This is a genomic window from Fusicatenibacter sp. (genome assembly GCF_050872605.1).
Classification (GTDB): Bacteria; Bacillota; Clostridia; order Lachnospirales; family Lachnospiraceae; genus Fusicatenibacter.
Map to the genome: position 1 here is coordinate 39,196 of NZ_JBNMHD010000006.1, position 24,189 is coordinate 63,384.

Annotated in this window: 22 protein-coding genes and 1 pseudogene; 3 read left to right on the forward strand and 20 right to left on the reverse strand. The window is 47.1% G+C overall.

The genetic code is table 11. The annotated features are described in order from the left end of the window. Positions 1-25: 25 nt before the first annotated feature. Together ACY2VT_RS03370 and ACY2VT_RS03375 are read right to left on the reverse strand one after the other, a co-directional pair. A complete protein-coding gene (locus ACY2VT_RS03370; RefSeq protein WP_461878873.1) occupies positions 26-1,465 on the reverse strand; it encodes an ATP-binding protein in 1,440 nt (479 codons plus the stop codon). A gap of 87 nt (positions 1,466-1,552) precedes the next feature. After that, complete coding sequence (locus tag ACY2VT_RS03375; protein ID WP_461878874.1) at positions 1,553-3,025, reverse strand: vWA domain-containing protein; 1,473 nt, start codon at positions 3,023-3,025, stop codon at positions 1,553-1,555. 403 nt (positions 3,026-3,428) lie between these two features. Here ACY2VT_RS03375 and ACY2VT_RS03380 point away from each other — a divergent pair, with 403 nt between their 5' ends. Then, the gene (locus ACY2VT_RS03380) at positions 3,429-3,950 is read left to right on the forward strand and encodes an FKBP-type peptidyl-prolyl cis-trans isomerase (protein WP_461878875.1); all 522 of its coding nucleotides are present in this window, start codon (positions 3,429-3,431) and stop codon (positions 3,948-3,950) included. Between the two features lie 117 nt (positions 3,951-4,067). On the opposite strand, the gene ACY2VT_RS03385 is transcribed toward ACY2VT_RS03380, so the two are convergent. The 16 genes and pseudogenes from ACY2VT_RS03385 to ACY2VT_RS03460 all read right to left on the reverse strand — a co-directional run bounded on the left by ACY2VT_RS03385 (position 4,068) and on the right by ACY2VT_RS03460 (position 18,845). Further along, positions 4,068-6,068 (reverse strand): ABC transporter permease, encoded by a 2,001-nt coding sequence (locus ACY2VT_RS03385; protein WP_461878876.1) that lies wholly within the window; start codon positions 6,066-6,068, stop codon positions 4,068-4,070. Next, entirely contained in the window at positions 6,061-6,828 is a 768-nt protein-coding gene (locus ACY2VT_RS03390) for an ABC transporter ATP-binding protein (RefSeq protein WP_461878877.1), read from the reverse strand. Before ACY2VT_RS03390 ends, ACY2VT_RS03385 begins: the two co-directional genes overlap by 8 nt. Positions 6,829-6,974: 146 nt before the next feature. Next, positions 6,975-7,994: a sensor histidine kinase gene (locus ACY2VT_RS03395; RefSeq protein ID WP_461878878.1), complete on the reverse strand. Its 1,020-nt coding sequence runs from the start codon at positions 7,992-7,994 to the stop codon at positions 6,975-6,977. A 24-nt stretch (positions 7,995-8,018) separates the two neighbouring features. Next, on the reverse strand, positions 8,019-8,690 hold the full coding sequence (locus ACY2VT_RS03400) for a response regulator transcription factor (RefSeq protein WP_461878879.1): 672 nt from the start codon (positions 8,688-8,690) through the stop codon (positions 8,019-8,021). Positions 8,691-8,797: 107 nt separating this feature from the next. Further along, positions 8,798-9,319, reverse strand: a complete 522-nt coding sequence (locus ACY2VT_RS03405) for a nitroreductase family protein (RefSeq protein WP_461878880.1) — start codon at positions 9,317-9,319, stop codon at positions 8,798-8,800. Positions 9,320-9,393: 74 nt separating this feature from the next. Next, positions 9,394-9,570: a DUF6472 family protein gene (locus ACY2VT_RS03410; protein WP_461878913.1), complete on the reverse strand. Its 177-nt coding sequence runs from the start codon at positions 9,568-9,570 to the stop codon at positions 9,394-9,396. A 170-nt stretch (positions 9,571-9,740) separates the two neighbouring features. Next, positions 9,741-9,920: a hypothetical protein gene (locus tag ACY2VT_RS03415; RefSeq protein WP_461878881.1), complete on the reverse strand. Its 180-nt coding sequence runs from the start codon at positions 9,918-9,920 to the stop codon at positions 9,741-9,743. A 2-nt stretch (positions 9,921-9,922) separates the two neighbouring features. Further along, entirely contained in the window at positions 9,923-10,237 is a 315-nt protein-coding gene (locus tag ACY2VT_RS03420; protein ID WP_461878882.1) for an SDR family NAD(P)-dependent oxidoreductase, read from the reverse strand. A gap of 8 nt (positions 10,238-10,245) precedes the next feature. Continuing rightward, a pseudogene (locus tag ACY2VT_RS03425) lies at positions 10,246-11,004 on the reverse strand (EFR1 family ferrodoxin). Beyond that, positions 11,001-11,591 carry a TetR/AcrR family transcriptional regulator gene (locus ACY2VT_RS03430; protein WP_461878883.1) on the reverse strand — a complete coding sequence of 197 codons (591 nt, stop codon included), beginning with the start codon at positions 11,589-11,591 and terminating at the stop codon, positions 11,001-11,003. The pseudogene ACY2VT_RS03425 and the gene ACY2VT_RS03430 overlap by 4 nt, the downstream one beginning before the upstream one ends. 214 nt (positions 11,592-11,805) lie before the next feature. After that, positions 11,806-12,264, reverse strand: a complete 459-nt coding sequence (locus ACY2VT_RS03435) for a GNAT family N-acetyltransferase (protein ID WP_461878884.1) — start codon at positions 12,262-12,264, stop codon at positions 11,806-11,808. 290 nt (positions 12,265-12,554) lie between these two features. Beyond that, complete coding sequence (locus ACY2VT_RS03440; protein WP_461878885.1) at positions 12,555-13,757, reverse strand: class I SAM-dependent rRNA methyltransferase; 1,203 nt, start codon at positions 13,755-13,757, stop codon at positions 12,555-12,557. Positions 13,758-13,799: 42 nt separating this feature from the next. Then, complete coding sequence (locus ACY2VT_RS03445) at positions 13,800-14,708, reverse strand: radical SAM protein (protein WP_461878886.1); 909 nt, start codon at positions 14,706-14,708, stop codon at positions 13,800-13,802. A 214-nt stretch (positions 14,709-14,922) separates the two neighbouring features. Further along, a complete protein-coding gene (locus ACY2VT_RS03450; RefSeq protein ID WP_117760778.1) occupies positions 14,923-15,798 on the reverse strand; it encodes a methionyl aminopeptidase in 876 nt (291 codons plus the stop codon). 190 nt (positions 15,799-15,988) lie between these two features. Beyond that, on the reverse strand, positions 15,989-17,407 hold the full coding sequence (locus ACY2VT_RS03455; protein ID WP_461874877.1) for a GH32 C-terminal domain-containing protein: 1,419 nt from the start codon (positions 17,405-17,407) through the stop codon (positions 15,989-15,991). A gap of 4 nt (positions 17,408-17,411) precedes the next feature. Then, on the reverse strand, positions 17,412-18,845 hold the full coding sequence (locus tag ACY2VT_RS03460; protein ID WP_461878887.1) for a family 43 glycosylhydrolase: 1,434 nt from the start codon (positions 18,843-18,845) through the stop codon (positions 17,412-17,414). 180 nt (positions 18,846-19,025) lie between these two features. Between ACY2VT_RS03460 and ACY2VT_RS03465 the strand changes: the two genes are divergently transcribed. After that, positions 19,026-19,454 (forward strand): hypothetical protein, encoded by a 429-nt coding sequence (locus ACY2VT_RS03465; protein WP_461878888.1) that lies wholly within the window; start codon positions 19,026-19,028, stop codon positions 19,452-19,454. A gap of 283 nt (positions 19,455-19,737) precedes the next feature. Next, positions 19,738-21,501, forward strand: a complete 1,764-nt coding sequence (locus ACY2VT_RS03470) for a Na/Pi cotransporter family protein (protein WP_461878889.1) — start codon at positions 19,738-19,740, stop codon at positions 21,499-21,501. Between the two features lie 135 nt (positions 21,502-21,636). On the opposite strand, the gene glgD is transcribed toward ACY2VT_RS03470, so the two are convergent. Both glgD and ACY2VT_RS03480 read right to left on the reverse strand, forming a co-directional pair. Further along, complete coding sequence (glgD, locus tag ACY2VT_RS03475) at positions 21,637-22,779, reverse strand: glucose-1-phosphate adenylyltransferase subunit GlgD (protein WP_055219498.1); 1,143 nt, start codon at positions 22,777-22,779, stop codon at positions 21,637-21,639. Next, on the reverse strand, positions 22,773-23,981 hold the full coding sequence (locus ACY2VT_RS03480) for a glucose-1-phosphate adenylyltransferase (RefSeq protein WP_461878890.1): 1,209 nt from the start codon (positions 23,979-23,981) through the stop codon (positions 22,773-22,775). The genes glgD and ACY2VT_RS03480 overlap by 7 nt, the downstream gene beginning before the upstream one ends. Positions 23,982-24,189: the final 208 nt, after the last annotated feature.

Sequence of the window (24,189 nt, forward strand, 5' to 3'; positions counted from 1 at the left end):
TTCTTCTTTACAAAGTGGCAGCTTATCATTTGGCATCCATGCTTTTCTCAATCAAAAAACTCCTTAACGCTGGACTTCGCGCCAGATTTGCTTCAAACAGCACCACTTCTGCTCCGCCCGGAAAGCTGTTCTGTAAAAATTCAGCGGCACGGCGAATCTGCAGTTTCACATCCTTTACTTCCTTTTCCACTTTTTCCTGTTCCAGTTCACATACCGTTTCAAAAAGCTCTTTCATCTGATCCGAATCGGTTTTGCGACATTTTTTAGCGGTCTCCTCGAGTTTTTTTAACTTTTTCAAGACCCGCGCATTCGTTTCTTCCTCGTCCTTTTTCAGCAGTCCCTGCTTTTTGCACACTGCAAATCCCTGCTCTTTCTGCTGCAGCCAGGATGCGTATGTTTCATCTTTTTTCTGCCTGCAAAGCCCGATAAACTGGCGAAAGCACTCGGAGAGCTCCTTTGCCGTGTGCTCCTGCTTCTGGCAGGCGGATGCCTCTTTCTGAAGTGCCGCATGAAACAGAGACAGCAGTACAGATCGTTCTTCTGCGGAACCATTGGCCGCCATCTGCTGTTTTTCTGCCATGATTTTTCTGGAAAGCACACCGGTCAGAATCTCCTCCACACCGTAATCCTGTCCATATTTTTCGTAAATCCTGTAGTACGAGCTGAATTCCTCCGCCGTCTTTTCTTCCTGCAAATATTGTCCAATCAGTGCTTCGTCGACCGGAAAATGCAGGATTTCATAACTTTTCAGCACTGCCGACAAATCCTCCCAGCCGCGTGCTGTCACAAAACGCTTCTCATCCGCTTCCTGCGAAACAGAATAAAAATGGTCACTGTGTGCCGTAAGATACGTTGTCACAGCACTGTGGATCTGATTTTTCTCCGCGTAGGAGAGCCAGACGGAAAGATCGGGAACCACATCAATCTTTCGCACACGATCGAGTGTTGCCACATCAAATTCCCGCACAGATTTATTGTATTCCGGCGGATTTCCGGCGGCCACAATCAGCCAGTCATCCGGGATGCGCTGGTTGCCGAATTTTTTATCCTGCAAAAGCTGCAGCATTACCGGAGCGAGGGTCTCGGAGACGCAGTTAATTTCATCGAGAAAGAGGATACCCCGCTTCTTTCCGGTCTGCTCCATGCAGTCATAGATCGAGGCGATGATCTCGCTCATCGTGTATTCCGTTGTATGTACCATTTTCCCTTCGATTTCACGTTTGCAGATCTCCGGAAGGCCCATGGCACTCTGACGCGTATGGTGTGTCATCGTGTAGGCGACAAGCCCCACACCGCACTCTTCTGCGATCTGCTCCATAATTGCCGTTTTTCCGATGCCCGGCGGGCCGATCAGGAGAATGGGACGCTGCTGTCGGAGCGGAACCAGTGGAAAACCAATTTCATCTCTTGCAAAGTATGCGCGCAGGGCTGTTTCAATTGTCTCTTTTGCTTCTTGTATGTTCATATGTTCTCTCTTATCTTATGCGCTCTTTATGTACTCTCGAAATCTTTCTGTGTTTGATTTTGCGAGATGCTTTTTTGTCAGTTGTGTTCAAAGAGTACATTCTTCTGTCAGCAGTTTTTTTGCCCATTTGGGGACAAGATTCATTTTTTCGGTCTGTCTGACAAAGACGAATGCCGTCTCGTAATCGGGCTTTTGTTCGGGATAAATTCCGTCTCCGTCGGTAAAATAGATCAACGCTTTTAAGTTTCGGAATACGTGCTGTTCCCGCAACTCTTCCACTTTCTGAAAGACAGGACGGAAATCGGTTCCGCCTCGGCCCTTGATCGTGACTGCTTCGCGGTATGCTTCCCATTCTTTCGGGGAATGAATCATCGTGACATCCTGCACAAAGCTGTCGCACTGGATCAGGCAGACGTTCCAGCTGGAAAAGAAGTTTTCTTTTTCTTCAAGAATGCTGCGCGTCTCACCAAGGAACTTTGCTACAATTTCTTTTTTGCACGAACCGGATGTGTCGATCGCGATAACCAGCTCTTCGAGACGGTTTCCTTCCCGCGTCTCCGGCGGCTCGATGAAAGGGAAATTTCCGTAATACATAAGACCATAATGGTAAGCGACTGGATCGAAGCTGTCGAGATCCAGCTCCATTTCCTCGCGGGTAACGGTAAAGCGTTTCAGGAAGCGACGGTAATCGTACGCTCTTTTTTCGATCCCGGACAGGGTTTCTTTTTTTCCACCACGGTTCTGGCCTCGCCGCAGGCCGCCGGTGCCGTAGTTTTCCGCCAACTTGCGGGCAGCACGTTTCCAGACTGGTTGAGAAGACTCGATAAGTTCCGTCTCTTTTTCCGGCACCAGCCATGAAACCGGAGACTGTTTTTCTTTTTCCGGCATCAGCCATGAAACCGGGGACTGTTCTTCTTTTTCCGGCTCCGGTGTTTCTTTCCCAAACCGGCGGATGCATTCCAGCAGCAGGTGCTGATAGCCCTCCTTGAGGAACGATGAATTTTCGGCACACATGCGGAGTACAAAATCGGAGTTAAAATATATCGTATGACCGTCGGATGTGATGGCTTTTGTCCTGTCAGATGGCTGATGCTGAAAGAAAAGAATCGCTTCACCAAGTTCCGGGTACAGCCAGCAGAGATTTTTGCGGGCTTCTTCGAAAAGCCGGAGCGCCAGCGCTTCTTTTTCTTTTGTGGGCTTTTCTTTTTGAAACGCAGCTTCTGTTTTTCTGCTTTCCGTATTCTCCTGCATCGGATCCTGTGAGCTCCGGTTCAGGAGAATGCGGAAGGCCTGCCATTTCTGCTGGTCGGCGGCAAGGTTGAGAAAACGTTTTCGGTCTGCATCGGACAGCCATCCGGTCTGCAGAATATTTTCCAGCTTTGAAAAATCATCCTCACGAATCAGCATTTCGACAGCGGGACGAATGCGTTTCCGCAGGTATGCGGTATATGCGGCTCGCTGTTCTTCCGGAAGATCCTGCGATTCACAAAAGCCGGAAAGTGCAGCCCGGAGGCGCTGCTGTTCGGATGTCGTCGTTCTGAAACTACTCCAGTCATCCATTTTATTCACTCCCTTACTCGCCGCGTTTTCTCACTTGCACTCAATCTTACGCTATCGCGTAAGCGACATTCGTCGTTCGCCAACTGAAAATAAATTTTCGTTTGACTCACTTGCACTCAATCTTACGCTATCGCGTAAGCAACATTCGTCGTTCGCCAACTGAAAATAAATTTTCATTTGGCTCACTTGCACTCAATCTTACGCTATCGCGTAAGCAACATTCGTCGTTCGCCAACTGAAAATAAATTTTCATTTGGCTCACTTGCACTCATTATATCGTCATTTTTGAGCATTGACAATGTTGGATCGTGTTATTTTTTTCACACTTTTACCATATTTTTATGATATATTTGATATTATAAAATACGATTGCAGTCGTAAAAGTGCAAAGGAGATCCTTTTTATGAACAAAGAAAACAGAAAAGCTGCCAAGGAACGGCGTGCCAAAGAGCGGGAGCACGAAGCGAAAGTAGCGCATTACAAAAAGATCTGGAGCTGGGCCGGACCGGCTCTGATTGTCGTTGTGATCGTCGGCCTTATTATCGCCAGCGTACTCGATTCCAAACGACTCTCTGCAAAAAGTGCCTCGGAGGATACCGCAGCCGCCTCATCAGCCTCCACTTCGGCTTCTGCCTCTTTGCAGACCGACACTTCCCTTACCATCGAGGACGGTGATACCGTCAATATCGACTATGTCGGCTCCATTGACGGCGTGGAATTTGAAGGTGGAAACACAAAAGGAAACGGCGCTGATCTTGTGATCGGCTCCCACACTTACATCGATGACTTTGAAGAACAGCTCATCGGCCATCACCCGGGCGACAGCGTAGATGTAACCGTCACTTTCCCGGAAGACTATGGAAAAGACGAACTCAATGGAAAGGAAGCTCTTTTCAAAGTTACCGTCAACGGCATTTATAAATAGGACAGCAAAAAAGACATCCTCCACAGATTTTCCGTCTGCGCCGGATGTCTTTTTCTCATCGTTTTTTGTTAAGTTTTTTTCAAAGCCGCGCTGATGTTTTGAAAAAAGTACATCTTTTTATTCCACAATTTTGTAATACGCCCGCGCCGTCAGCACATAGACGATCAGGTAAACCACGGCAAACGCCGCAATCGTAATCGCTGTTGCAACCAGGAACAGATTGCTGTCCGGGAAATTCAGCATTGCCATGATACGCTTGGTCAATGGAAACGCTACCATTGTATGCACCACGGCCATCACAAGCGGCAGGAAGAATACCGTTACCACCTGTGACTGAATCGTCTGACGGATTTCTTTGCGGCTCATGCCGACCTTCTGCATAATCTGGAACCTTTTTCTGTCGTCGAAGCCTTCCGAAACCTGCTTATAATAGATAATCATAACGGCACCCATCAAAAACAGCGCACCAACGAAAACACCTAAAAACAGAAGTGAACCATACAGACTGTAAACCGTATTGCGCTCTTTTTCGCGCACTTCCAGCCATCCGTTAAAAGATGATTCCGTCAGTATCGTCTCAAGCTCATCTCCAACGGCGATCTGTTCGCCGGCATCCCCGGTAAGATCCAGAGCATATTCCCAACTGTATCCTTCTGGCTCCTTTCCCTGCACAGCCGCATACGCTTCCTTTGCTTCCTTGTTCCGCGTCACCACCGTCATTGTCTCATACACCTGCGTCTTCTCATCCAGAATGTACGATTTTTTATCGGTATTCCATTTTTTTACTTCATACGTCTGATTTCCCAGTTCAATCGTGTCATATCCATAATTTTTCTGTTTTGCCTGAAAAACCAGAGCCTGCCCTGGTTCCAGCTCTACCTGTTCGCCGGTTACCTGTTTGTACTCCGACTCTTCCATAATCTTTATCAGTGTACTCGCCGCAGCATCATCTGACTGTGTTTTTTCTACTTTGTTTCTATCTACAACAGCAAGCATAACATAGTATCTCTGATCACTTTCATACTCTTTTTTGAGCTGCTTTTCTTCCAGATGCTGATCAATCTCAGTTTTCACTTCCTCTATCATCTTCTGACTGACCGGCTCCACCGTCTCCATAATGCCGCTCACGCCAGTATTTGCTTCGATCGAAATCTGATGTGGAAACCGCGTATAGGTAACCTCCTCAATCCCCGTCCACAGACATGTGCTGATGGAGATAACCAGAAGCACACCCGTTGACAGAATACAGATATTCGCAAGACCGACCGCATTTTGCTTCATGCGGTACAGCATGCCCGAAATGCTTGTAAAATGGCGTGTCTGGTAATAGTAATTCTTGTTTTTCTTCAGGATTTTCAAAAATGCAATACTTCCAGCAGAAAACAGACAGTACGTTCCCGCCATAACCAAAGCGATTGCAATAAAAAACTTATCAAGCGCGTCCATCGAGGACTGGCAGGTCAGAGCAAGATAATAGCCAACACCAAGCAGCATGAATCCCAAAACCGCCGTCAACAGCTTCGTTTTCGGCTCCCGCTCGCCCTGCGCGCCGCCGTGCAGCAGTTCAACCGGCTGTGAGACATGGATCTGGCAGAGACTTAAGAGAAAATTGATCACAAAAATCAGGCCGAACAGCAGCATCGTACTTCCCACGGCTTTTGCACTGAACGCAAAACCAATTGTTCCGTTCAGTCCGGTCAGCTTTATCAGCACCAGAAACAGCAGGCGGTACAGCAGCACACCGAGCAGAATACCGATTCCAAGCGATGCCGCCCACAGATACAGACTTTCAAAAAAGAGAATCTTCGCCAGATGCTTTTTCTCCATGCCGAGGATCTGGAACAGACCGAACTCTTTTTTTCTTCTTTTTGCCAGAAAGCTATTGCTGTAGATCAGAAAAATCACCGCGAACAGGCCAATGATATAGGTTCCCATCCCCATCACTGTCAGGATCGTATCTTTTCCGATCATGGAATCAAAGCCACTTCCCTGCGCCAGTGTATCCATGATAAAAAACATCACCACCGTGCCGATGCACGACAGCAGATACGGAAGGATATTCTGACGGTTTTTGCTTAAATTTGTTTTTGCCAGTCTGGCATACAGCAGATTATTCATCCCGTTCACCACCCGTCGCAAGAATTGTCAGCGTATCGGAGATCTTCTGATACATCTCATCGCGTCCTAAAGAACCGCGATACAGCTGGTGGAAGACCTCGCCGTCCTTGATGAACAGCACACGCTTCGCCGAGCAGGCCGCCTTCACACTGTGCGTTACCATAACAATTGTCTGGCCCTCCTCGTTGATCTCTTCGAACAGGTTCATGAGGCCATCCGCTGCATGGGAATCGAGCGCGCCGGAAGGCTCATCCGCAAGAACCAGCTCCGGATTGGTAATCAGCGCACGCGCAACGGCTGCACGCTGCTTCTGTCCGCCGGACACCTCATATGGGTATTTATTGAGGATCTGGGTGATGCCGAGTTTTTTCGCAATCGGCTCTGCCCGAAGACTCATCTCCTCGTATTTTTTTCCTTCCAGCACGAGCGGCAGATAAATGTTGTCACGCAGGGAAAAGGTATCGAGCAGGTTGAAGTCCTGGAACACGAAACCTAAGTTTTCGCGGCGGAATCCGGCAATCTCCTTCTCTTTTAATTCGCCGAGATTTTTTCCATTTAACCGCACCTGTCCGCCGGTTGGCTTGTCTAGTGCTGCGAGCAGGTTCAGAAGCGTCGTTTTTCCGCTTCCCGATTCGCCCATGATTGCAACAAATTCGCCCCGCTCCACTGTAAAATTAACGTCTTTCAACGCTTCCACCCGGTTGCTGCCGAGGCGCGTGGTATATGTTTTTTTCAGATGTTCTACTTCCAGAATTGCCATGTCACATTTTCCTTTCTGTCTGAACTGTTTTCTTAATTGACAAGGCTTATTATACCCGTCCGCACCCTCTTCTGCCTTAGGATCATCTTACAAAAAGACCGGCAACCTTACATTTCTGTAAGATTCCCGGCGAAGCTCTCTATGTACTACAGGGATACGGTATCCAGCCCAAGATACACCTTCGTTCCCACTCCCATCTCCGACTCGATGCGGATGGTATGCGAAAGTTTCTCCATGATCTGGCGGCACAGATACAGTCCGATGCCCGTTGACCGCTTGTCTGCGCGGCCGTTGCAGCCCGTGTAGCCTTTTTCGAAAATCCGCGGCAGATCCTCCGGCGCAATGCCGATGCCGGTGTCCTCAATCACCAGCGTTTTTGGTGCATCCGGTGACAGATAGATGTGAATGCTGCCACTTTTCGTGTATTTCAGCGCATTTGACAGAATCTGCTCCAGCACAAAGACGAGCCATTTTTCATCTGTCAGCACCTCGCAGTGCACCGGCTCGTAGGAAAGTATAATTTTCCGGCGGATAAAAAGCGGGGCATATTTCCGCACAGCTTGGCGGATCAGCGCATCCAAATCGTACCTTGCAAAGACAAGATCCGATGTCATTTTTTCCATGCGCAGGTACTGCAGCGCCATCTGCACATACTGCTCCGTCTGGAAAAGTTCGCTCTGCATTTCACGCGAAAGCGGCGTATCCTCCTCCTGCAGAAGCAGCCGCATCGCCGCAATCGGCGTTTTGATCTGATGGGTCCACATGGTGTAATACTCCATCATATCGCGGTATTTCTGCTCCATCTTAATCTGTTCTTCCTGAAACTGCCGCTCGTAGGATGCGATGATCTGCTGGTAATCCCGCGCCAGAAGCCCGTCCGCCTCCGGAAGCGCTTCTGTTTTGCCCTGCGGTTCGGCGGCAAGGAGTGCTAAGACCAGATGATGTTTCCGGTACTTCCCATAATGAAAGCAAAAACCTGCGGCTCCGGCAGCAGCCATCAGCACGATCATATAAACGGTGACATCCTGCGGCACATTGCGCAGAAAACAGAGGAGTGAAAATACTCCGATAAAAGCGGCAATCCGCACAGTCGATGCAAGATGCTCTTTCAAATACCAGTTAAGAAGCATAAACTCCTGCCGGATTCCCTCTTTCTGCTGTTCCATCCTTTTTCTCCTGTTCTGCTTCCGTCATGCAATCAGGTAGCCGACACCCTTTTTCGTCTGGATAAAGTCTGTAAGTCCTGCCTCCTCCAGTTTTTTCCGCAGGCGCGTGACGTTGACGGTCAGCGTGTTGTCATCTATAAAGCTGTCCGACTCCCACAGATGCATCATCAGCGTATCGCGGCTGACGGCTTTTCCTTTATTTTCGAGAAGGGACTGCAGAATGCGCCACTCATTTTTTGTCAGCTCAATCCGCTTTCCCCGGTAATTCAGCACACCACTTCCCGTATCGAGCATGGCACCGCGGTGCTCGAGGAAATTCGTTTCTCCGGCAAATTCGTAGGTGCGGCGGAGCATCGCCTGGACTTTGGCGGTCAGGACACTTAAATCAAACGGCTTCGCGATAAAGTCATCGCCGCCCATATTAACGGCCATAATGATGTTCATGTTGTCCGATGCAGAAGAAAGAAAAATTACCGGCACTTTAGAGACTTTTCGAATCTCCTGGCACCAGTGAAATCCGTTAAAAAAGGGAAGATGAATGTCCATCAGCACTAATTGCGGATTTTTCACGGCAAATTCGGCGAGAACGCCGGAAAAATCCTGTACGCAGAACGCATCCATGCCCCAGGAAACCAGGCTCTGCTGCACGGTGCGGGCGATAACTTCATCATCTTCTACAATCATAATTCGATACATGGCTGTTCCTCTGTTGTCTCTAGTACTTGCTTGATCCGGTTAAAAATATGGACTCCGGGCGGGTGTTTTCAACGCACAGCCGCTCCCGGAGCCCTTTTCGCAGATGATTATACTCTTACAATATAATCTGCTTTTCTTTCTTTTGCCTCCGGGTACTCGCAGTCGCGATAGCCGAGGATGCAGTGTCCGATGCCAACATAATTTTCGGAAAGTCCCCACTCTTTTAAGAGGTCTTTTCCCTCCGGGCTCGCGAACTCTTCTTTTGCACGATGGATCCAGCAGGAATCCACACCAACGGCATGTGCTGCCAGCATCAGATTTCCCATGACAAGAGAGCCGTCCTCCACATAAGTTCCGCGCTCCGGGTCAGCAAGCACGATCAGAACCGTCGGCGCACCGTAGAACGGATCGGATGTTGTACCCATAACAGCCGCATTCATCTTCGAAAGTTTTGCAATCAGCTCCGGTTTCTGTACCACAACAATCACCGGCGACTGTTTTCCCATGCCGGTTGCCGCATACGTTCCGGCCTCCAGAATCGCATCAAGCTGCTCATCCGTAATCTGCTCCGCTTTGTATTTGCGGATGCTTCTTCTTGTTTTGATTGCATTTAATACTTCGTTGTTCATGGTAAAAAGCCTCCTGTTCTTTTTCTATTTTTATCGCAAACGCCGCAGCTTTGTATACCGGACGCATTGCCTGCCTACATCTGTTTCCGCACAATCCGATACTCGTCGCCGAGCTGGTAGTACGGACAGTCATAAAATTTATCCTGCAGAAAACGTGCCATCTCATCCTCATCGAGATCCACCTCGCAGGTGTAGCACTCATAATCCTCATCATACACAAAATTGCCGCACGACTCACAGCTTGTGGCCATCTGGCGGGAGTGCTTTTTCTTCTGTGTGTGGGATGTTGGTTCTGTCATATGGCAATTCCTCCCATTTCTTGCTTTTTCTATTCGATTCCTTTCGCATAGTTTTACTATATCACAACTTTCCGCAAAAAAACAGCGCAGGATTTTTTCCTGCGCTGTTTTTCAGTTACAGTTCACTGCTCCCAGGCTTCCCACCCATCCACATTCCTACTCTCTATATATGCGGACAGTTCCACTGCCATTTTGCTCTCCTCCGGAATCCGCAGGTGGCCTTTCGTTCCGCAACCGTTTCGCCGAACGAGGGAATGGGTGATGTGGTCATCTGTCAGCATCAACATGCTCTGCATTTTCAAAATTAAATGTCTTCCTGCCTCATATCAACAAATTTGCCAGATTTTTCATATCTTGCATTATTGATCAGCACTTTTACCTTTGATTTTTCATTTTCCAGTCTTTTGATTAGCCCATCATAAGAAGACTCGTTGCTTAAATCCACCTCTATTGCGACCACTTTTTTATTCTTGTATTTTCCAGCAAGTTTATCTAATCGTCCTTTTCTTCTTGCTAAAATCCAGTATTCATCCATCTGCGGATATCTGTTTACGACTGCCTCTAAAAACTTTACACCAAGACCTGATGACGTTCCTGTAATTACTGCTATATCTGCCATAGTTCCTCCTAAATTCTTGTATACGGATTTTTATACTGCCCATGTCTGTTCGTTTTTCCAGTGCCATAGCTGATTGCAAATTTCGGACATCTGTGAAGACATCCAAGACACATTTCACATTCTTCCACTTTCCAGACCGGACATCCCTCTTCCATCTGTATCGCACCAACCGGACATTTTTTTGCACAGACACCACAACCGACACATGCGTCTTTGTTTACTGACAGATTTTTTGTTTTTCTCTCTGTCGCATACATATAAGCTGCGGGAATTGCAGCCACCCACTTTGGTAATTTCTTGTCTAAAAAGTCACCTTTTCTTTTTTAAATTATATTGTCGATTACAAGTTCCAGCTGGTTTTTGCCGTCACTCAGCCACTTATCTACTCTATTCTTATTCGTAAGGTCAAACACCGGTGTCCATGTATCAGGCATGATCACACTATAATACGCATCAAACGTCTGTCCATGACAAGCTATAATGTCCTTCGCCATACTGCCATCCTTACCTGTTGTCGTTCCATAGCTGGCAAGAAAAAATGTATATCCACAATTTTCTGTTCTAAGTTTATCCAGATATTCTGCAACAATCCGTGGAAGACGCCAGAAATAAGTCGGCACCACAATTCCAAGTATTGTTTCATCAGAAAAAACATACTTATCTTCACGGATGCAGTCTACGATAGACATGCATGTTTCGTTTGTTTTCTCTGCAATCTGTTCAGAGATATATTTTCCGTTTCCTGTTGCACTGAAATACAAAATCATTTTTTATGAGCCTCCTTTTCCACACTGCCAAGCAGAAATCGGACTGCTTGTAATGCTTCCTCTCTGCTTAGCTGTTCCTTTGTGAAAAAACATTTTTCAAGCAGCATTTCAAGTGTTGCAGCATAGTAGTCAACCATAACATCTTCCCTCACAGGAAAATCCTTCGTTCCGGGACACATACTTATCACCTGTCTGATCTGATTTTTCATAAAAGTACGCAGAGAAGCCATGCATCTTCCTTCCAAATTGTTTTTTAATAAAATGTTACAAATCTGTAATCTATACTGATCAAGGTAATCATATAGGAGAGAAAATATCTGTTCTGTGTTTTGTTCTCCCTGAACATTCAGATATTTTTCTATATCCATATCTTTCATAATTGCAATCCAGCAATAATCCATCAGATCATAAATATCATCAAAATAGTTATAAAATGTTGACCTTGGATAATTGCATATATCGCATATTTTCTGGACAGAAATCTCTTCTAACGACATATCTGCCAGCATTACAATCATTCTTTCTGTAAAGTCTGCTAATGTCCGTTTCGCAAATCTGCTTGTTTTATTTGATAATTTAAATTTCATTTCAATCACTCCAGCTGAATATTTATGTACAGATGTCCATCTGCTTATAATTTACCAACCGTATAATTAAAAATCAATCTTCACTTATCGGTTCTTGCCCATATATGGACATTCTTGTAAAATTGTCCATAAAAATGCCAGTGCATATTTAACGTACACTGGCATTATGATTTGGCAAAATTTAATTTTCTCCAATGAAACAAACTTGAATTTGTCATATTCCCATCACATAGATTTGGCAGGGATTCCATTTATCCCATAATGTAGGAAATACTTCAAACTCTTTAAAACCGATAGAAATGTAAAACCGATTTGTATCGTCATAGGATTTATATTTTCCCATTTGAACAGTTTTAACCTGTATAAATGAATAACCCATTTCTTTTGCAGCCTTTTTCGCACGGTTAAAAAGATCTTTTCCGATTCCCTTGCGATGATATTCTTTTAAGACGCCCATAACCGCAAGCTCAACTGTATCTTTTCCCGTTTCTTTGAGATACAAAAATCCCAAGTCTTTTTCGTTTTCCATGGCACAAAAGAAGACTTTCCCTGCGCTGTCGCGGATATATTCTTCTCGTGCCTCGGGGATTCCAAACCATTCAGGCAGTTCTTCCAATATATTTCTGGTTATGCTCTTTTTATCCTCATCATTTGCTATTTGAATGATATGCATATCAAAAGTTTTCCTCCACAAATTTGTTAATTTGTTTTATTATAGCACATGTAACCCCCTTCACAATAAAAAAAGAGCAACCGAATTTTCTCGATCACTCTCTGTTCATTACTTCCATGATAATAATATCATAGCTTCCCTTTCAAAAAAAGTCTCAATACCGTAGCCAAACCGTAGTCATTCCGTATATATTTGTAACTTTTTTTTGCGATGCTTTACGAATTTTTCTCTGTAAATATCAAATGCCTTCCAACCCTTATAAATCAAGCATTACCGCCACTTTCCAGTCATTACTTTTCATCAACGACCTGAAAAATGTAGAACTTCAGGTAATAGGACTCATCCGCCGCCCACAGAATTGGGTGATCCGGGGCCTGGGTGCGGTACTCTACCTGACGGAGGCGTTTGTGAACGTTGTGAGCCGCCTGGTTGATGGTTTTCGTGAAGAGTTCATAGTCCATGAAGTGGGAACACGAACAGGTGCACAGGTAGCCGCCGTCTTTGACCAGTTTCATGCCACGCAGATTGATTTCACGATATCCCTTGATTGCGTTTTTGATGGAGTTTCTTGATTTTGTGAAGGCCGGCGGATCAAGGATAACAACATCGAATTTCTCACCTTCTTTTTCAAGACGCGGCAACAGTTCAAAGACATCCTCGCAGACGAAAGATGCTACGTCTTCCAGACCGTTTAAGGCTGCGTTCTTCCGTGCCTGCTCTACACCGAGCTCCGATGCATCAACGCCGATGACTTCTTTTGCTCCTGCATATGCCGCATTCAGCGCGAACGATCCTGTATGGGTAAAGCAGTCGAGCACTCTCGCGTCTTTGCAGAGCTTCTGCAAAGCCAGTCTGTTGTACTTCTGGTCGAGGAAAAATCCTGTTTTCTGGCCGTCCTTGACATCGACGAGATAATGAACACCATTCTCGACGATTTCAACGCTGGTGTCAAACGGCTCGGAGAGAAATCCTTTCACACGCTCCATGCCCTCCTGCTCACGCACTTTTGCATCACTTCGCTCAAACACGCCGCGAATCTTAATCCCGTCAGCTGCCAGAATCTCCTCCAGCAGGCGGATGATCGTCATTTTCATTTTGTCGATACCAAGTGCCAGCGACTGAACGACCAGCACATCGGAGAATTTATCCACTACGAGTCCCGGCAGAAAGTCTGCTTCACCGAAAATCAGACGACAGCTCGATGTGTCCGTCACTTTTTTACGGTACTCCCAGGCATCCTGCACTCTTTTTTTCAGGAATGCTTCATCGATTTCCTGGTCGATATTTCTTGTCATCATACGGATGCGGATTTTGGAATGCTCGTTGATGAAACCGCGCCCCATCGGGTATCCGTCGAAGTCGCGCACCAGCACGATATCTCCGTTTTCATATGCTCCTAAAATCGAAGCGATCTCATTATCAAAAATCCAGGCTCCGCCCTGCTTTAGGGCGCGGCCCTCTCCTTTTTTCAGTGTTACAACTGCGTTGCTCAAAAGTTTTTCCTCCTCGTATTGTACAATTTAAATTCGTTGTTGTCAGATTCCTCTTCCGTCAAATTCCGGAATGAAGCTCTCCTCAGCCACCGGGCCTTCCTGTAAAAAGGCGTTGGTGACGCCGAGGGAAAACGTATAGTCCAGCAGACGCTCATACTCCCGCTTTGTCGTTTTCCGGTTCAGCAGACTTATGTTTTCCACCTGCGGAAGCGGCGTGTACTGGCTCATGAGACTCAGCCAGACGGTATCGCCGTACGTCTCATAGACGTATTTTACCACAGCTTTTGCATTTTTTACAGCACCGGGCAGCAATAAATGGCGCACAATCACACCTTTTTTCATCAGACCATTTTCATCGAATACAGCTTCACCCGTCTGGCGCACCATTTCCGCGAGCGCCCGTTTTGCTGTTTCCGGGTAATCTTCTGCCCGCGAGTACGCTTTTGCAAGGGATGGGTCCATATATTTAAAATCCGTCAGGTAAATATCGATCAGCCCGTCCAGTGCCTGCAGGGCTTCCACGCTCTCATACCCGCCGCAGTTATACACAACCGGCACGGTAAGTCCCTTTTTCTTTGCCAAAAGAAGTGCCTCCCGGATCTGTAACGCATAGTGGCTCGGCGTCACGAGATTGATGTTATTCGCATTCTGCGCCTGCAGCTCCAGAAAAATGTCCGAAAGCCGGTCGATCGAGATCACTTTTCCGCTCTCCATCTCCGCGATATGATGGTTCTGGCAGTAGACACACCGCAGATTGCACCCGGAAAAGAAAACCGTCCCTGACCCCGTCGTCCCGGAAATACAAGGCTCCTCCCAGAAATGCAGCGCCGCCCGCGCCGCCGCAACCCCGGAGGGCGCCTTACAATACCCTGTCTTTCCATGCTCCCGGTCCGCTCCGCACTTCCGCGGGCAAACCCGGCACCGGCTCATCTCCTGTTCCAAATCCAGCATAATATTTCTCCCTTTTCTCTTTCAAAAATCATCATCCTTGCTCGCACACCGTATCTCTTCCGATCTGTCGTTTTCCTGTTTCTTTCGGTTTCTTTATTATAATTGTATTTCCTGCCATTATGCAACCTGCTTTTCTCTGACAACAAAGAAAAAAGCCGTGTCTCTGGAGAATAGTTTCTTCCACAGACACAGCTTTTGTATTTCTATGCGTCAATTAATATGCCAGAATTTCATATCCATCTTCTGTTACCGCAACCGTAACCTCCCACTGGGCTGACGGTGCGCCGTCTTCGGTGTAGACAGTCCAGTCGTTGTCGGAGTCGATGAAAATCTCATCCGTTCCGAGATTGATCATCGGCTCAATCGTGAATACCATACCCGGTACGAGCAGCATTCCGGTATCGCGTCTTGTGACATAGCTGACGAACGGATCCTCATGGAACTCCAGACCGACACCATGGCCGCCGATGTCACGGACTACTTTATAGCCCTGGCTCTGGGCAAATTCATTAATCACAGCGCCGACATTGCCAAGCCGGTTAAACGGGCGCACCTCGGAGAGTCCGAGCTGTACGGCTTTTAACGTATCTTCCACCAGCTTCTTTGAGACCTCGTCTACCTCACCGATACAGAACATACGGGAAGAGTCGGAAAAATATCCTTTATAGATGGTAGAAACATCAACATTGATGATATCTCCGTCCTGCAGAATTTCCTCCTCGTTCGGAATTCCATGGCATACCGCATCGTTGATGGAGGTGCACACGCTTTTCGGAAATCCCTCATAGTTCAGCGGTGCTGCAATTCCGCCGAGTTCTTTTGTCTTTTCCGCAACCAGACGGTCGATGTCTTCCGTACTCATGCCTGCATGAATGTTTTCGGCCACATAATCCAGAACTGCAATATTGACAAGACCGCTTTCACGAATCCCATCGATCTGATCCGGTCTTTTGATAATTTTCTTCGGCGGAATTTTCCATCCCTTTAATTTATAAGAATTGATTTTCTCATCCAGCGCCAGATGGCAGTCTTTGTACTTCTTCCCGCTGCCGCACCAGCAGGGATCATTTCTTCCAATTTTTTTCAGCATAATGTTCTATCCTCTTTCTGAACGCGGAACGACAGATCCGATTTTCTGTCCCCCGCTGAAATTCATATAACTCCTCTACTACTTTACCACACTCCGGCAAAACTGCAAGCAAAAGTTCCCAAATGAGCAACTCTCTCAAAAGAGACCCTCCGCCGGATTCCGCATGCGGACGGCGTGTGCAGCAAGGTTATCATGCGTGAAAAACCTTTATGTCCCGAAATACCGCTTTCCCATCCGATGCATACAGCCCGAAGCATCCGCCCGTTTGATCATACATCCTCGTTCCAAGCGCAATTTTGCCATCCACATAAGCCTCCAGAATCGTACCGTCTGCAATCACATCGACATGAAAGCTTCTTCCCGTTGATGACGGCAGCGGCCGTTCCAGTTCCACCTCATACGGGAACATCTGTCCGCCCCGCTCTGTCATGCGGACTCCGGATTTAAACTCGATCCGGCGACGGCCAAAATCAATCAGAAGATAATAACCGACCGTAAATGTTTCTTCGACATGCACGGCAATTCCAACGCTCGGACAATCCCCGTCCACCTCGACGTCAAAGGAAAGACGACTCGTTTCACCCACCGGGTTCAGCAGCAGCGCACCAAAATCGTACGGTGTATCAACCTCTGCCTGGTTCTTTTCCAGCTTCCACTCTCCTGTCAGCGCCTGCATCTGAAGCGGTTCTTCCCATCCCACGGCTTCCAGCACCTGCGGAATCGGCTTCACAAAAAGATCGCCATTCTCATCCTGCCACAGCTCATGCACCACCAGACTGCCGCCCCAGTCCCAGGTATTGCAGTCTTTTCCGGGATATCCCGGCGGATCAAAATTATGCTCATTGACTTCTCTTGTCGGGTTCCAGCCGTAAACGTATCGGTGAACGCCATCACTTCCCGTCTTTGCCGCATAAAAAGCGCGCGTGTCGAATGTATCAACTTCCGGCGTCTGCCACGGTCCATACGGACTTCTGCTCTTCCGGTACATCGTCTGATAGCGGTCCGCATACGACGAAAAGACGAGATAATACCAGTCTCCCATCCGGAAAAAGTCAGGGCACTCAAATGCACACTGTGCATTCATCGGCGCATAGAACGGCTCGCAGTAGTCCCAGTGATGCAGATCCTTCGATTTGCACAGACCCACACAGCTTCTCCTCGTCGTTTTTCCTTTTTTCTGCGCCGCAAAAATCATCCACCAGCAGTTTTCCTCCTCACTCCAGAAGACAAACGGATCCCTCCAGTGGATCGGCTCATAGATCACATCATCCGACGCAAAGCGATCCTCCGGGATTTCCATCCACACATCCAGATCGGTGCTGACGGCGTGATTCATGTAATTCTTTTCCGGCAGCTTCTGAAAGGTACAGTAAAACATATGATACAGCCCGTCCACTTTGATCACAGAACCCGTGCCGCCCACGATTTTTGTATCATGCTCCGTATAATGAATGTGATCCGTTGTGCTCAGCATCACCCAGCTGTCCTGATGCTGTTCATCCCGGTTCGCACGGTAATTGCGAAGATAAAACGGTTTAAAAACACCATTGTCGTAATAGGGGATCACATCACCCAGCACTGCCTTTTCCGGTCGAAAATAAAGACTCATCCGTTCACCCTCCCATCGTCGTTAGTTGAATATTTTCAAAACGCACTTTTCCGTCAGATACAGCAAGGCCAAACTTCCGGTCGTGCAGGTCATACGCGCGCACACTGAGAGCCGTTGTTCCGCCCACATAGACTTCCATCACAGACTCATCGATATAAATTTCCATGGAATACGTTTTTCCCGGAATCAGCTCCAGCGGTCGCTCCAGCTCGACATCGTACTGGAACGTCCATCCACCCTGCTCATGCATACGGATTGCACTCTTGTACTCCAGACGCTGCCGCTTCGGATCTAAGTAGAAATAGTAGCCTCTCGCAAACTCCTCATCCACCTGCAGTGCCACGGCAAAGCGCTCCGTTCCTTCAGAAAACGTGAAATCAAGTGCCAGACGGCCCTGATGCGGAACGTCGTTTTCACTGAGTGCAGACGCATAAGCATACGGCGTATCAACAACAGCAGATGTTTCACCAATCTCCCACGCGCCGCTCATCGGTACCCACTTTACGTCATTTTGAATGGTCAGAACCTCTTTCAGTGCCGGATTTGGTCTTACCGCCAGTGTGCCGTCCTCCTGTGGATAAATTTCATGCGGAATCAGCGTACCGCCCCAGTCATACGTTTTGTAATCGTATCCCTCGTGGTTCGGATCCGGGTCGAAATTCCAAGTGTTCTGTGTCCTTGTCGGATTCCAGCCGAACAGATACCGGTGGTTTCCATCCCCGCAGCTTTTTGCCGCGTAGAACGCACGACCGTCAAAGGAATCTGTTTTCGGGCGTTTCCACGGTCCATGGCAGGAACGGCTCATGCGGTAAATGGTCTGGAAACGGTCTGTGAACTGCGAAAAGATCAGATACCACCAGCCGTTTTCATAAAACATATCCGGGCACTCGTACGCAGACATGCTCGCATGCGGTGCATACAGCGGCTCACAGCATTCCCAGTGATGAAGATCTGCAGATTTACATAAGCCTACACAGCCGCGGCGGCCTGTTTTTCCCTGGCTCTGCGCACACAGCAGCATCCACCAGCAGTTTTCTTCCTCATTCCAGAACACGTATGGATCGCGCCAGTCGGTCGGAAGATAGATCGTTTCATCCGGTCCGAAGGTTTCCTTTTCGTGTTTTGTCCAACTCTCCAGATTCCGGCTCGTCGCATGGCAGACGTACTGCCGCTGCGGGTTCTGCTCAAAAATACAGTAATATAAATGGTAAATCCCATCCGCCTTGATGACAGATCCGGTTCCTCCCAGAATCCCAATCGCCGTCTCCGGCCCATAATGCACCATATCTTTTGTGTTTAGCAGATGCCAGCCTTCTTTCCGGTCACTGCCGAAATACGGATTCCAGTTTTTCAGATAAAAAAGGTGGAATTTCCCATCTTCATAATAAGGAATCACATCGCCGACACGGGCATGCTGCGGGGTATAAAATAACTGCATATTTTTCCTTCTCCTTTCCGTTTTTCTGCGTTTTTTTCCGCTTTTTCGTACTCTTTTTCCGATGCTTTTATTATACTTTTTTCCCTGTAAAATTACAATTAAAATCAGGTATATTTGCCCCGATTTCCGGCAATACTTTTTCATGAAACCACCAAAGAAAGCAAGAAAGGAAGATGCACGATGAGTGGAGATGCAGAGCTTTTAAACTTTATTTACCAGAACTCCCAGATGGGTGTCGACACGATCCGGCAGCTCATTGGAGTCGTTGAGGACAAAGACTTAAAAGAACATCTGAAAACCCAGTTTCAGGGCTATGAGGAATTTCATCAGGCGGCAAAGGAGCTGCTGAACGAGCATGGATACGATGAAAAAGGCCTTGGCATGATGGAGAAAGCACGCACGTATTTTATGATAAACCTGCAGACCATGACGGATCAGTCCGCCTCACACATTGCCAGCATGCTGATTACCGGAAGCAGCATGGGCATCGTCGAGGCGATCCAGAAGTACCGCCAGTATGAGGACGCGGATCCCAAAATCCGGGATCTGATGGATAAGCTGCGAAAATTTGAAGAATACAACATGGAAAAGTTAAAAGATTTCTTATGAAAATCATATTCAGCCAAACTACCCGCATCTGCAGATCCTGCGAGTGGCAGCTTCTTTCGGATGCAAAGGAATCGAGAAACGATCCGGTACCGGCACAAAACAGTGCCGCACCGGATTTTGAGTTGTTTTGACCGTTTTACAAACTTTACATACATTTAACACAAAACTGTTTTTAGATGTGTTATCTTCTAAATGTAGGTTTTTTCTCGAGTAAGACCTGCAAAACGTGTATCTATTGTTAAACCCACGAAAAGAAAAAGAAAATTACGTAAAGGGAGAAATTATGGACATTTTTGGAGTGTTATCCTTTGTCGGTGGCCTTGCCATGTTCTTATACGGCATGAGCGCCATGGGCGATGGTCTGACCAAACTTTCCGGCGGTAAACTGGAATACCTGCTGGAAAAGCTGACCTCAAAGCGGATTATGGCAGTTCTTTTAGGTGCCGGTGTTACCGCAGTTATCCAGTCCTCTTCTGCAACCACTGTTATGGTTGTCGGATTCGTAAACTCCGGCATCATGAAGCTGAACCAGGCAGTCGGCATCATTATGGGTGCCAATATCGGTACCACCATCACTTCCTGGATCTTAAGTCTTACCGGCATTCAGGGCGACAATGTATTCATTAAAATGCTGAACCCGTCGTCCTTTTCCCCTATTCTTGCAATCATCGGCGTTTTTATGCTGATGCTGGCAAAGAGCGATAAAAAGAAAAATGTCGGTACCCTGTTAACCGGTTTTTCCATTCTGATGTTTGGTATGCACACCATGAGCAGCGCTGTATCACCGCTCGCAGATGTACCGGAATTCACGGGACTTCTCGTAAAATTTTCCATGCCGGTGCTCGGTGTTCTCGCCGGAACCATTCTGACCGCCGTGATCCAGAGTTCCTCTGCTTCTGTCGGTATTCTTCAGGCACTCTGCGCAACCGGTTCCGTCAGCTACGCCGTAGCGATCCCGATCATCATGGGACAGAATATCGGTACGTGTATTACCGCATTGCTCTCCTCCATCGGTACAAGCCGCAATGCACGCCGTACCGCAATGGTTCACCTTTATTTTAACATTATCGGTACTGTTCTTTTCCTGGTTCTCTTCTATGGAATCAATGCCTTTGTACATTTTCCATTCCTCGAAACCTCCGCAAATGCAGCCGGTATCGCAATCGTTCACTCCGGTTTCAATATTTTTGCAACTCTGATCCTGTTCCCGTTTGCGGACGGACTGGTTAAACTTGCGAAACTGACCATTCCGGACGGACCGGAAGAAAAAGCAGACGAAGCGGTTCAGATGCTCGATACCCGTTTCCTCGACAGCCCGGCTTTTGCTCTGCAGCAGTGTAAAGTTGCAGCCGCAAAAATGGCAGAGCTGACCGAAACCGGTCTTGTTACTTCCGTTGACCTGATGGCCTCCTACAACGAGGCAGATGCGGAAAATGTAGATATTCTTGAGAAAAAGGTGGATCATTTTGAAGATGCCCTCGGCACATATCTGGTGAAGCTTTCCAGCGAAAAGCTTTCTCCGAAGGACAGCCAGACACTTTCCATGATCCTGCACTGCATCGGCGATTTCGAACGAATTTCCGATCACACCGTCAACATCATGAAAGCTGCAAGAGAAATGCATGACAAGAACCTGCAGTTCTCCGCTGACGGAGCCGCAGAGCTTGCTGTTTATGGAAAAGCAGTCAAAGATATCGTCAGCCTGACCTTCTCCGTTTTCAACAATGAGGATGTAAAAAAAGCAAATGAAGTGGAACCGCTCGAGCAGGTGATCGACAGCCTGAATTCCAGCCTGAAGAACCACCACATTGAACGACTCCAGAGTGGAAAATGCACAATCGAGCTTGGTTTTATCCTTTCCGATGTAATGACCGACTTCGAACGGATTTCCGACCACTGCTCCAACATCGCCGTCTGCGTCAGCCAGATCCACAGCGGATCCTTCGATACGCATGAGTATCTGCATGCGCTGAAGAAAGAAGAAGAGTTTGAGGCAGAGTATAAAGAACTAAAAAAACAGTATCAGCTGCCAACGCTGAAAGCCTGAAAACAAAACATACTTTTCTGAAAAAAGGTACTGCACAGGATGGATCCGTTCCTGGTGCAGTACCTTTTTTTGCGCTTGTTTTTCATCTTAAAAAGCGGGCAGGGAAGATATCCTCCCTGCCCGCCTGGGGTGTCTTTATACTACCTGATCCTTCGCGATAAATACCGGGAAGGAGTCGGTTCCTTTTAACTGTTTGCCTTCGGATACGGTTACGTATTTGTCGGAGACAACGTATTCGATCTCAGCGCCTGCTTCGATGACGGTGTCCTGCATCAGGATACAGTTCTTTACTTTTGCTCCTTTGGCTACTTTGACGCCACGGAACAGGATACTGTTTTCAATCTCACCTTCAATCACACAGCCGTCAGCTACCATCACGTTTTTCGCTTTTGATCCGTTGATATAACGGGTCGGATTGTCGTCACGGACTTTGGTATAGATCGGGTTTCCCAAGAAGAGGCTATCCAGATTTTCATCTTTTAAGAGCTTCATGTTCTCATCGAAATAGCTCTTCATATCGTCGATTCTTGCCTGATAGCCGGTAAACTCATATCCCTGAATATTCAGCTTCTCTGTTTGCGGTGCCAGGACATCACGCTCAAAGAATTTATTTCCAAGGACAAAGCCTTTTTTGATTTCGTCGATCAGAAGCTGACGCTCCATCACGTAGATATTCATCGATACATTCTGTACTCCGTTTTCCTCCGAGTTTACAAAGATCTTGCTGATCTTCTGTCCTGCCATGGAGAAGGTGTAGTGCAGATAATTGGTTTTCTCGTAAGAGCTTCTGACGCCTTCCGGAATCGGCTGTTTGGTATAAGCTGCCGTAACATCTGCGCCGCTTTCGATATGCTGATTCAGCATCTCTTTGAAATCAAAATTGCAGGCAATGTTGGTGTCCGCCATAACAACGTATTTTTCTTTCTGCCATTTCAGAAAATCGAGAACATTTGCCAGTGCTTCCACTCTTCCGGAATACACCTGAATTTTCTTCTCAGAATAAGGCGGAACAATATTTAAGCCGCCTTTTTTTCTGGCAAGATCCCACTCACGTCCGGAGCCGAGATGATCCATCAGCGAATGGTAATTTTTGCGGACGATAATGGATACATTTCCGATTCCGCAGTTTACCATGCTGGATAAGATAAAGTCCACCATGCGGTAACGGCTGGCAAAAGGAATGGAGGCCATCAGACGCTCGTTTACCAGATCCGGTACCTGATCATCATAGCTGTTTGGGAAAATGATGCCCAGTGCATCTGCATTTGCGTTTACCATTCTTCTTCACCATCCTTTACATTTGCATTTACCATTGCATTTGGTCCTACCTTGGCACGCTCACCGATATGAATTCCGGATCCGATGGTGGCAACACCTTTTTCGCCATCATGCGGCATCTCTCCTACCACGGCATTCTGGCCAATCACAACGCTTTCCGCAACGATACAGTGTTTTACGACTGCTCCGGATTCGATCACGGTTCCTCCCATGATAACGGCATCTTCTACTTCTGCGCCCTCGGCAACCTTTACGCCTGAGAACAGAATCGAGTGTTTGACATGACCTGCAATACGGCAGCCATCGGTGATCATACAGTTTTCCACAACAGCGGTTTCGGTGATCTTATGGCCTGTTTTTCCGCTGTTTCGGCTGTAAATCTTCCAGTCATTGTCAAACAGGTTGATTCCGCTGTGTTCCGGATCGAGGATTTCCATGTTTGCCTCCCACAGAGAGGAGATGGTTCCTACATCTTTCCAGTATCCGCTGAAGTGATAAGCGTACATATTGCGTCCGTCTTTTAAAAGATTCGGGATGATATTGTTTCCGAAATCGTTCGAAGAATTCGGGTCTGCCTCGTCCTCAATCAGATATTTTTTCAGGATATCCCAGTTGAAAATGTAGATACCCATGGATGCCAGATTGGATTTCGGCTGTTTTGGTTTTTCCTGGAACTCGGTGATTTTGTCATTTTCATCTGCCACCATAAGTCCGAAACGGGATGCTTCATCCCACGGCACTTCCATAACCGCAACGCTGAACTCTGCTCCTTTTTCCTTATGGAAGCGGAGGAAATCGCTGTAGTCCTGTTTGCAGATCTGGTCTCCGGAAAGGATGATGACATACTCCGGATCGTAGCTCTCGATGAATGGAATGTTCTGGTAGATGGCATTTGCAGTTCCTTTATACCAGTCAGAACCTGAGGCTTTCTGATAAGGAGGCAGCACGTGAACACCTCCATGGAGGCGGTCCAGATCCCACGGCTGGCCGTTTCCTATGTACTCATTTAACACCATTGGCTGATACTGAGTCAGAATACCTACGGTATCAATTCCGGAATTTACGCAGTTAGAAAGCGGGAAATCGATGATTCTGTATTTTCCACCAAATGGAACTGCCGGTTTTGCAAGCTTCTCGGTCAGCGCATAAAGGCGAGATCCCTGACCTCCGGCAAGAAGCATTGCTATCATTTCTTTTGCCATAATCTATCCCCCTGTTTTAATAGATATATTCATTATAACACACTATTTGCTCTGTGGACAAGCTTTTTTGTGCATTTTCCACTATTTTTTTATTTTTTACCGATTTTATTCTGTATTTTTCTCCAGTTTTACCGTTTTTTCGTGAGCTTTTTACATTTTATACCACCAGGCGGGGCTTGCAGGTTGCGGAAATCGTTTGTCTCATGCA

Bases quoted from the DNA above. Each gene is read 5' to 3' on its own strand.
- ACY2VT_RS03370 (WP_461878873.1), bottom strand. From the start codon at position 1,465: ATGAACATACAAGAAGCAAAAGAGACAATTGAAACAGCCCTGCGCGCA.
- ACY2VT_RS03375 (WP_461878874.1), bottom strand. From the start codon at position 3,025: ATGGATGACTGGAGTAGTTTCAGAACGACGACATCCGAACAGCAGCGC.
- ACY2VT_RS03380 (WP_461878875.1), top strand. From the start codon at position 3,429: ATGAACAAAGAAAACAGAAAAGCTGCCAAGGAACGGCGTGCCAAAGAG.
- ACY2VT_RS03385 (WP_461878876.1), bottom strand. From the start codon at position 6,068: ATGAATAATCTGCTGTATGCCAGACTGGCAAAAACAAATTTAAGCAAA.
- ACY2VT_RS03390 (WP_461878877.1), bottom strand. From the start codon at position 6,828: ATGGCAATTCTGGAAGTAGAACATCTGAAAAAAACATATACCACGCGC.
- ACY2VT_RS03395 (WP_461878878.1), bottom strand. From the start codon at position 7,994: ATGGAACAGCAGAAAGAGGGAATCCGGCAGGAGTTTATGCTTCTTAAC.
- ACY2VT_RS03400 (WP_461878879.1), bottom strand. From the start codon at position 8,690: ATGTATCGAATTATGATTGTAGAAGATGATGAAGTTATCGCCCGCACC.
- ACY2VT_RS03405 (WP_461878880.1), bottom strand. From the start codon at position 9,319: ATGAACAACGAAGTATTAAATGCAATCAAAACAAGAAGAAGCATCCGC.
- ACY2VT_RS03410 (WP_461878913.1), bottom strand. From the start codon at position 9,570: ATGGCCACAAGCTGTGAGTCGTGCGGCAATTTTGTGTATGATGAGGAT.
- ACY2VT_RS03420 (WP_461878882.1), bottom strand. From the start codon at position 10,237: ATGGCAGATATAGCAGTAATTACAGGAACGTCATCAGGTCTTGGTGTA.
- ACY2VT_RS03430 (WP_461878883.1), bottom strand. From the start codon at position 11,591: ATGAAATTTAAATTATCAAATAAAACAAGCAGATTTGCGAAACGGACA.
- ACY2VT_RS03435 (WP_461878884.1), bottom strand. From the start codon at position 12,264: ATGCATATCATTCAAATAGCAAATGATGAGGATAAAAAGAGCATAACC.
- ACY2VT_RS03445 (WP_461878886.1), bottom strand. From the start codon at position 14,708: ATGCTGGATTTGGAACAGGAGATGAGCCGGTGCCGGGTTTGCCCGCGG.
- ACY2VT_RS03450 (WP_117760778.1), bottom strand. From the start codon at position 15,798: ATGCTGAAAAAAATTGGAAGAAATGATCCCTGCTGGTGCGGCAGCGGG.
- ACY2VT_RS03455 (WP_461874877.1), bottom strand. From the start codon at position 17,407: ATGAGTCTTTATTTTCGACCGGAAAAGGCAGTGCTGGGTGATGTGATC.
- ACY2VT_RS03460 (WP_461878887.1), bottom strand. From the start codon at position 18,845: ATGCAGTTATTTTATACCCCGCAGCATGCCCGTGTCGGCGATGTGATT.
- ACY2VT_RS03465 (WP_461878888.1), top strand. From the start codon at position 19,026: ATGAGTGGAGATGCAGAGCTTTTAAACTTTATTTACCAGAACTCCCAG.
- ACY2VT_RS03470 (WP_461878889.1), top strand. From the start codon at position 19,738: ATGGACATTTTTGGAGTGTTATCCTTTGTCGGTGGCCTTGCCATGTTC.
- glgD (WP_055219498.1), bottom strand. From the start codon at position 22,779: ATGGTAAACGCAAATGCAGATGCACTGGGCATCATTTTCCCAAACAGC.
- ACY2VT_RS03480 (WP_461878890.1), bottom strand. From the start codon at position 23,981: ATGGCAAAAGAAATGATAGCAATGCTTCTTGCCGGAGGTCAGGGATCT.